This is a genomic window from Xinfangfangia pollutisoli (assembly GCF_020179405.1).
In the GTDB taxonomy this organism is placed as follows: Bacteria; Pseudomonadota; Alphaproteobacteria; order Rhodobacterales; family Rhodobacteraceae; genus Pseudogemmobacter; species Pseudogemmobacter pollutisoli.
This window is the reverse complement of sequence record NZ_JAICBZ010000018.1, coordinates 45,547-52,382: the sequence shown is the minus strand read 5'-3', so window position 1 is coordinate 52,382 and position 6,836 is coordinate 45,547. Positions and strand designations below refer to the sequence as shown.

The following is a 6,836-nucleotide window of genomic DNA, read 5'->3' as shown; positions in this document are numbered from 1 at the left end:
CTGGGGCGCGCTGGGCCGCGGCTTTGCCGCCCAGGCCAGGGCGCGCGGGCGCTGACCCCTAGACCAGGCCGCGCCAAACCAGCAGAAAGACCAGGGCGACGCCCAGCATCAGCAGCCCGAAGGCCACCGAGGCCGCGAAATCCAGCAGCGCGCCGCGGCGCCGCGCGGCCGGGTTCACCCCGCCCAGATGCCGCAGCACGATGTCGTAATCGGCCGCGACCTGCGCCTCGTCCACCCGCACCAGCAGTTTGGGGTTCTGCGCCATCTCGGCCGCTTCGGCCAGGGCCAGCCCGGCCATCCGCACCCGCCGCGGCAGGCGCCGTCCGGCCCGGCGCAGCTTGTCGCGCAGCGTCTTGCCGCGCGCGCCCAGCCGGTCCTCCAACAGCGAGGCCACGCGATCCGCCATCTGGATGATCGTCACCGCACTCATCTTCCTGCCCCGGGCCCGCGCTTCCCCTGGCTTCATAGCGCCGTGACGGCGGCGGCTTCAACCACTCTGGCCCCGGACAGATCGTTTCGCTATGGAAACCGGCATGCTTGCCACGCTTCGCCACCCCGCCGCCACGCCCTCGGGCGCCCCGCCCCTGGTCATCGCCCATGGGCTGTACGGCTCGGCGCGGAACTGGAACGTCATTGCCCGCCGCCTGGCCGATATCCGCGAGGTGGTGGCGGTCGACATGCGCAACCATGGCGAAAGCCCGCGCTTTGCCAGCCAGTCCTATCCCGACATGGCCGCCGATCTGGCCCAGGTGATCCGCAGCCTGGGCGGGCCGGTCGATCTTTTGGGTCATTCGATGGGCGGCAAGGCCGCGATGCAGCTGGCGCTGACCGAAGGCGCACTGCTGCGGCGGCTGGTGGTGGCCGACATCGCCCCCGTCGCCTATCGCCATGACCAAAGCCAATATGCCCGTGACATGCAGGCGCTGGACCTGACCGGCCTGACCACCCGGGCCGAGGCCGACCGGCGGCTGGCCGAGACGATCGACGACCCGGGCCTGCGCGCCTTCTTCCTGCAATCGCTGGACCTGAAGGCCCAGGGCGGGCCGCGCTGGCGGCTGAACCTGCCGGTGCTGGAATCCGAGATGGACAAGATCGTCGGCTGGCCCGACACCGAGGGCCAGTTCGACGGGCCGGCGCTGTTTCTGACCGGCGCCGAAAGCCATTATGTCCGGCCGGAACACCGCGACCGGATCCGGGCGCTGTTTCCCAAGGCGCGGTTTGCGAAACTGCCCGGGGCCGGCCATTGGCTGCATGCCGACAAGCCCCGGGAATTCGAGGAAACCGTGCGGGTCTTCCTGACCGCCTGATCCCCCGGCGCAGGCGCCTTACCCGGCCAGACGCCGCGCCACCATCCAGGCCACCGGCAGCGCCAGAACCGCGCCCACCGCCGCGGCAACGATGATCGGCTGCAGCGTATCCATCCTCAGCACCAGCGCCGCGACCACGAAGGCCCCGGCCAGCGAGGTGCCGATGATGGAATATAGAATCATGAACAGGCGATGCATGGCGTCCTCTGGCTATTTTCTGCGCGTCGGTGCTTTTTCTGCCCGGATTTCAGGCAGCCGGCCTTGATCCGGATCAAAGGCATGCCCGATGCGCGAAATCAGCCCCCCGAGGTCCAGAATGGCCCGGCCTGCAGCAGCCGGCGCCACAGCGCCTCGGCCGCCTCCAGCGCCTGCGCCTCGTCGCCGCGATCTGTCGCGCGGGCGGGGGCCTTCTTGCCGGCCTTGCGCCGCGCCACCGCCAGGTCGTTCAACAGACCCAGCGCATCCTGCAGATCTTCTAGCGCGGCCTCGAATTCGGCCCAGCGGTCCACCGGCCAGAGCGGTTCGAAGAATTCGGCCGTATAGCGCAGCGTTTTCATGTCCTTGCGGAATTCATGCCGCGCCTCTTCGCTGAGACCGGCAATGTCCTTGCCATGGCTCAGCCCCGCGGCCCAGGCCGCATCCAGCGCCCGCGCCGCCAGGCGCGAGACCGGGCGCGCCCGCGCGGCAAGCCCCCTTTGCCCGGTCTTCAGCAGCAAGCCCTCGGACAGATCGCGCAGCAGCGCCGGCGCGAAGGCCACCGCCTTCTTCAGCCGCAGCGCCTCGCGCATCTCTGCCCGCAGCGCCAGCGTGTCGCGCGCCAGCGCCTCGATCTCGGCCGCGGGCGCGCCGCGCTTGCGCCGCCCGGCCAGATAGACATCGGCATCGCGCACCCGTCCCAGCCGGCGGAAGATCCACTTCGCCTCGGCCCGGGCCCGGCCCGCCGCCTTGCGCTTCAGGATCGGCGCGAAGGCATCCAGCGCCGTGGTCAGGCGCCGCAAGGCCACCCGGGTCTTGTGCGGGCCGCTGTCCTGTTCGGATCCCAGAAACACCGCCATCTGCCGGTCGATCTCGACCACGACCTCGTGCAGCAAGGCCGAAAAGGCCAGGTCGCTGCGCTGCAAGGCCGGATCGCCCTGTTCGGCCTGCGCCACGGCGGCGATCAGGTCCGCCTCTGCCCCCTGGGGGAGCTGATCCTCGTCTTCCGCCACCGGCCTGCCCTTCGTCCGATCCCGAATCTGCCGCGGCCACGCCGCGCCTGTGGCCCGGCTTATCGTCTCGGATCTGCGACAGTTTCACGACAGTCGCCGCGCCCGGCGTTGCAAAACTTTCACCGTTTCGCCGCGCGATCGTAACCCGCGGCCTCTAGCCGGTCGGCAGGATATCACCAGCCCCAGGAGGGCGCATGCTGCTGCAGGTCAGGAACGTCAGCCGCGTCTTCGGCAAGAAGGCCGCCGTCGATGCGATCAGCTTTCAGGTCGCCACGGCCGGCTTTGTCGGCATCATCGGCCGGTCGGGCGCCGGAAAATCCACCTTCCTGCGGATGATGAACCGGCTGACCGATGCCACGGCGGGGCAGATCCTGTTCGAAGGCCGCGACGTTCTGGCGCTGCAGGGCGGCGCCAAGCGGGAATGGCAATCGCAATGCGCGATGATCTTTCAGCAGTTCAACCTGGTGCCGCGGCTGGATGTGGCCTCGAACGTGCTGCATGGCACGCTGAACCGCCGCTCGACCCTGGCCACACTGTTCAACCTGTGGCCGCGCGCCGACATTCTGAAGGCGCTGGAGATTCTGGACCGGCTGGGCATTGCCGAACAGGCGCCGAAACGGGCCGAGGCGCTGTCGGGCGGCCAGCAGCAGCGCGTGGCGATTGCCCGCGCGCTGATGCAGGACCCGAAGATCATCCTGGCAGACGAGCCGATCGCCAGCCTTGATCCGATGAATGCGCAGGTCGTGATGGACACGCTGAAGCGGATCAATGTCGAAGACGGCCGCATGGTCATTGCCAATCTGCACACGCTGGACACGGCGCGGCGCTATTGCGACCGGGTCATCGGCATGCGCGACGGCCGCATCGTGTTTGACGGCACGCCCGACCAGCTGTCGACCCAGGTCGCGCGCGAGATCTACGGCGCCGATGACACGTTCAACGAGGCCGCGACCTCGACCGCCATCCCCAGCGATCACCGGGCCGATGACGCCTATGCCGAAAGCCTGATGGCCTGATCACCTTTCCCCGCCCCGCTTTCGGGGCCGACGCTTTCCCTTAACCCCCGCATGGAGCATCCCATGAAACACCTCGTCCTGGCGCTTGCCGCCACCACCGCGCTGGCCGGCGCCACCCAGGCGCAAGAGATCAAGGAATTCAACGTCGGCATTCTGGGCGGCGAAAACGCCCAGGACCGGATGACCTCGAACGAATGCTATCGCAAGGCGATCGAAGAGACGCTGGGCGTGCCGGTCAAGCTGTTCACCCCGGCCGACTATGACGGCGTGATCCAGGGCCTGCTGGGCGGCACGCTGGACATGGCCTGGCTGGGCGCCTCGGGCTATGCCAAGATCTACCTGACCGACCCGGACGCGGTGGACGTCAAGCTGACCAAGCAGAATGCCGATGGCTCGACCGGCTATTACTCCATCGGTTTCGCCCGCAAGGATTCGGGCATCACCTCGATGGACGATGCCAAGGGCAAGGTCTTCGCCTTTGCCGATCCGAACTCGACCTCGGGCTATCTGGTGCCGGGCGCCGAGCTGACCGAGACCTACGGCAAGCTGGAAGACTATTTTTCCGCGGTCAAGATGTCGGGCGGGCATGAGCAGACCATCGTCGGCGTCGCCAATGGCGATTTCGACGCGGGCGTGAGCTGGGCCGATGGCCTGGGCAACTGGGAAGACGGCTACAATTCCGGCGCCTTCCGCAAGGCCGCCGATGCGGGCCTGGTCGACATGAACGATCTGGTGCAGATCTGGCAGTCGAAGCTGATCCCCGAAGGCCCGATGGTGGTGCGCAAGGCGCTGCCGGAAGACGTGAAGGACAAGGTCACCACGCTGACCGCCGATCTGTGGGAGAAGAACCCCGACTGCGCCTATGCCGTCGCCGCCGGCGATGCCAAGGATTTCGTGCCGGTCAAGCACGAGGACTATCTGGGCATCGTGGCGGCGCGCAAGCTGCAGGAAGGCCAGTAACCGCCACTTCACCCGGCCGGGCCCCCGCATCGGGGCCCGGCCTTTTCATGTCCGGCACCCGGCCGGAGCTTTTCCCGCTTGACCAAGGACCCGTGACCGCATGGCCCAGACCGCCGCCGGCCCCCTTGCTGCCGCCCCCCGGGCCCTGCCCGGGATCCAGACCGCCTATCTTGATCAGCTGCGCCGCAAACGGATGTATGGCGGGATCCTGCTGGTGATCTTCGTCGCGATGATGGTGTCGGGCTTCCGGCTGGCCGAATACCGCAATGCCGGCGGCTTCCTGTCGGGCCTGCCGATGCTGGGCGCCTTCCCGGCCGAGGTTCTGTCGGAAGCCTGGCGCAACCGTGCCAATCTGCCCGCGTTGTTCGTGCAATTCCTGCCCTCGCTGGTGGAAACGTTGAACATCGCCGCGGTCTCAACCCTGCTGGGCGGGCTGGCCGCCGTGCTGCTGGCGCTTTTGTCGACCCGGGGCCTGGCGCCCTGGCCGCGGCTGATCCCGGTCTTCCGCCGCTTCATGGATGCCGCCCGCGCCATGCCGGAAATCGTCATCGCGCTGGTGCTGATCTATATTCTCGGCGGCGGGCCGGTGCCGGCGGTGATCGCCATTGCGCTGCATACCTCGGGCGCCTTGGGCAAGCTGTTTTCGGAAGTGGCCGAAAACGCCGATCTGAAGCCGGTCGAGGGGCTGGCTTCGGTCGGCGCCGGCTGGGGGCAGCGCATGGCGCTGGGCATCCTGCCGCAAGTGGCGCCGAACTGGCTGTCCTATGCGCTGATGCGGCTTGAAATCAACGTCCGCGCCAGCGCGATCCTGGGCTTTGTCGGCGAAGGCGGCATCGGCCACGATCTGAAACTGGCGATGCAATGGGGCCAGGGCCGCTACGACAAGGTCGTGGCGATCTTCCTGCTGCTGTTTCTGACCATCGTGATCATCGACCGCCTGTCCGACACGGCACGGGCGCGGCTGGTGAAAGGAGCAGGCGCATGACCTCGGCCCCGATGTCCCCCACCTTGTCCCCGGCGCTGTCCCAGACCGTTCTGACCGGCATGGCGCGGCGGCGGCTTCTGTCCTTTGCCGTGCCGGTGGCGGTGCTGGCCTATCTGCTTTACGCGGCCCTCGCCTTCGATCTGGCCGGGCTTGCCGCGCGGGCGCGCTGGGACAATGCCGGCATCCTTCTGTCGGATTTCTGGTCCTACAAGACGCATGTCACCCGCGACAACCGATCGGGCAAGCTGACCGTGGCGATCGAGGGCGAGGCGAAGGGCACCTATCCGCCGGGCCGGCTGCCCGATTGGGTGACGGTGGCGGGCGATGTCACGACCATTGATCTTGGCGATGGAAACATCGTCACCTATGACGATCAGGGCGCGCGCTATGTGATCCCGGGCTATGGCACGGTCGCGATCCGGCCCGCGGGCGGCAAGCTGGCGCTGGAGGCGCCGCAGCCGCTGCCGAAATGGATCAACGCCTCGGACAACAAGATCTCGGTCACCACGCCGGCGGGACGGTTCAGCTATTCCCGCTCCAAGGTGGAAACCTTCAAATACCAGCCCGGGTGGGAGCTGTTCTTCTTCACCCTCGACAGCCCCTTCTATGGCAAGGGCCCGCTTGAGCTGCTGCAGCTGGCCACCACCGCGCCACGGATCGACGCCGGCCAAACCAATCTGGGCTACATGCTGTCCGAGATCTGGACCAACAAGATGTGGCACCATCGCGACGTGGCCTGGGCGCTGTTCGAAACCGTGCTGATGGCCTTCCTGGGCACGATGCTGGCCGCCATGCTGGCCCTGCCGCTGGCCTTCCTGGCCGCGTCGAACTTCATGCCGCTGGGCGCGATCCGCTTTGCCTTCCGCCGGGTCTTCGACTTCATCCGCGGGGTGGACGGGCTGATCTGGACCATCATCCTGTCGCGCGCCTTCGGCCCGGGCCCAATGACCGGCGCCCTGGCGATCTTCCTGACCGACACCGGGTCGTTCGGCAAGATGTTCTCGGAGGCGCTTGAGAATATTGACGAAAAGCAGGTCGAGGGCATCCGCTCGACCGGGGCGAATGCGGTGCAAAGGGCGCGGGTCGGCGTCATTCCGCAGATCACGCCGATCCTGCTGAGCCAGGTCCTGTACTATCTGGAATCGAACACCCGCAGCGCGACGGTGATCGGCGCCATCGTCGGCGGCGGGATCGGGCTTTTGCTGACCCAGGCGATCATCACCCAGAAGGACTGGGAAGAAGTCGCCTATTACATCGTGCTGATCATCCTGATGGTCATGGCGATGGACGCCTTCTCGGGCTGGCTGCGCCGCCGGCTGATCCGTGGCGCGACGGACAAGGGCTAGGCCCTGACTGCCGG

General features: G+C 67.5%; 8 protein-coding genes. 5 read left to right on the top strand and 3 right to left on the bottom strand.

Annotation, left to right across the window (positions count from 1 at the left end; genetic code table 11):
- Positions 1–58: 58 nt before the first annotated feature.
- Positions 59–430, bottom strand: a complete 372-nt coding sequence (locus K1Y73_RS08165) for a hypothetical protein (RefSeq protein WP_225027775.1) — start codon at positions 428–430, stop codon at positions 59–61.
- A gap of 103 nt (positions 431–533) precedes the next feature.
- Between K1Y73_RS08165 and K1Y73_RS08160 the strand changes: the two genes are divergently transcribed.
- A complete protein-coding gene (locus K1Y73_RS08160; RefSeq protein ID WP_225027773.1) occupies positions 534–1,307 on the top strand; it encodes an alpha/beta fold hydrolase in 774 nt (257 codons plus the stop codon).
- An 18-nt stretch (positions 1,308–1,325) separates the two neighbouring features.
- Here K1Y73_RS08160 and K1Y73_RS08155 read toward each other — a convergent pair whose 3' ends face one another.
- Positions 1,326–1,505 carry a CTP synthetase gene (locus tag K1Y73_RS08155; RefSeq protein WP_225027771.1) on the bottom strand — a complete coding sequence of 60 codons (180 nt, stop codon included), beginning with the start codon at positions 1,503–1,505 and terminating at the stop codon, positions 1,326–1,328.
- A gap of 98 nt (positions 1,506–1,603) precedes the next feature.
- Positions 1,604–2,515, bottom strand: coding sequence for a CHAD domain-containing protein (locus tag K1Y73_RS08150; RefSeq protein WP_225027769.1), 912 nt, complete (start codon positions 2,513–2,515; stop codon positions 1,604–1,606).
- Between the two features lie 194 nt (positions 2,516–2,709).
- Between K1Y73_RS08150 and phnC the strand changes: the two genes are divergently transcribed.
- The 4 genes from phnC to phnE (K1Y73_RS08130) all read left to right on the top strand — a co-directional run bounded on the left by phnC (position 2,710) and on the right by phnE (K1Y73_RS08130) (position 6,822).
- The gene (phnC, locus tag K1Y73_RS08145) at positions 2,710–3,531 is read left to right on the top strand and encodes a phosphonate ABC transporter ATP-binding protein (protein ID WP_404819070.1); all 822 of its coding nucleotides are present in this window, start codon (positions 2,710–2,712) and stop codon (positions 3,529–3,531) included.
- Between the two features lie 63 nt (positions 3,532–3,594).
- On the top strand, positions 3,595–4,491 hold the full coding sequence (gene phnD, locus K1Y73_RS08140; RefSeq protein ID WP_225027768.1) for a phosphonate ABC transporter substrate-binding protein: 897 nt from the start codon (positions 3,595–3,597) through the stop codon (positions 4,489–4,491).
- A gap of 100 nt (positions 4,492–4,591) precedes the next feature.
- Positions 4,592–5,476, top strand: coding sequence for a phosphonate ABC transporter, permease protein PhnE (gene phnE, locus K1Y73_RS08135; protein ID WP_225027766.1), 885 nt, complete (start codon positions 4,592–4,594; stop codon positions 5,474–5,476).
- The gene (gene phnE / locus K1Y73_RS08130; RefSeq protein ID WP_225027764.1) at positions 5,473–6,822 is read left to right on the top strand and encodes a phosphonate ABC transporter, permease protein PhnE; all 1,350 of its coding nucleotides are present in this window, start codon (positions 5,473–5,475) and stop codon (positions 6,820–6,822) included. The genes phnE (K1Y73_RS08135) and phnE (K1Y73_RS08130) overlap by 4 nt, the downstream gene beginning before the upstream one ends.
- Positions 6,823–6,836 lie beyond the last annotated feature (14 nt).

What these genes read in the sequence shown, in the direction of transcription:
- K1Y73_RS08165 (WP_225027775.1), bottom strand. Translation starts at nt 430, where the DNA reads ATGAGTGCGGTGACGATCATCCAGATGGCGGATCGCGTGGCCTCGCTG.
- K1Y73_RS08160 (WP_225027773.1), top strand. Translation starts at nt 534, where the DNA reads ATGCTTGCCACGCTTCGCCACCCCGCCGCCACGCCCTCGGGCGCCCCG.
- K1Y73_RS08155 (WP_225027771.1), bottom strand. Translation starts at nt 1,505, where the DNA reads ATGCATCGCCTGTTCATGATTCTATATTCCATCATCGGCACCTCGCTG.
- phnC (WP_404819070.1), top strand. Translation starts at nt 2,710, where the DNA reads ATGCTGCTGCAGGTCAGGAACGTCAGCCGCGTCTTCGGCAAGAAGGCC.
- phnD (WP_225027768.1), top strand. Translation starts at nt 3,595, where the DNA reads ATGAAACACCTCGTCCTGGCGCTTGCCGCCACCACCGCGCTGGCCGGC.
- phnE (WP_225027766.1), top strand. Translation starts at nt 4,592, where the DNA reads ATGGCCCAGACCGCCGCCGGCCCCCTTGCTGCCGCCCCCCGGGCCCTG.
- phnE (WP_225027764.1), top strand. Translation starts at nt 5,473, where the DNA reads ATGACCTCGGCCCCGATGTCCCCCACCTTGTCCCCGGCGCTGTCCCAG.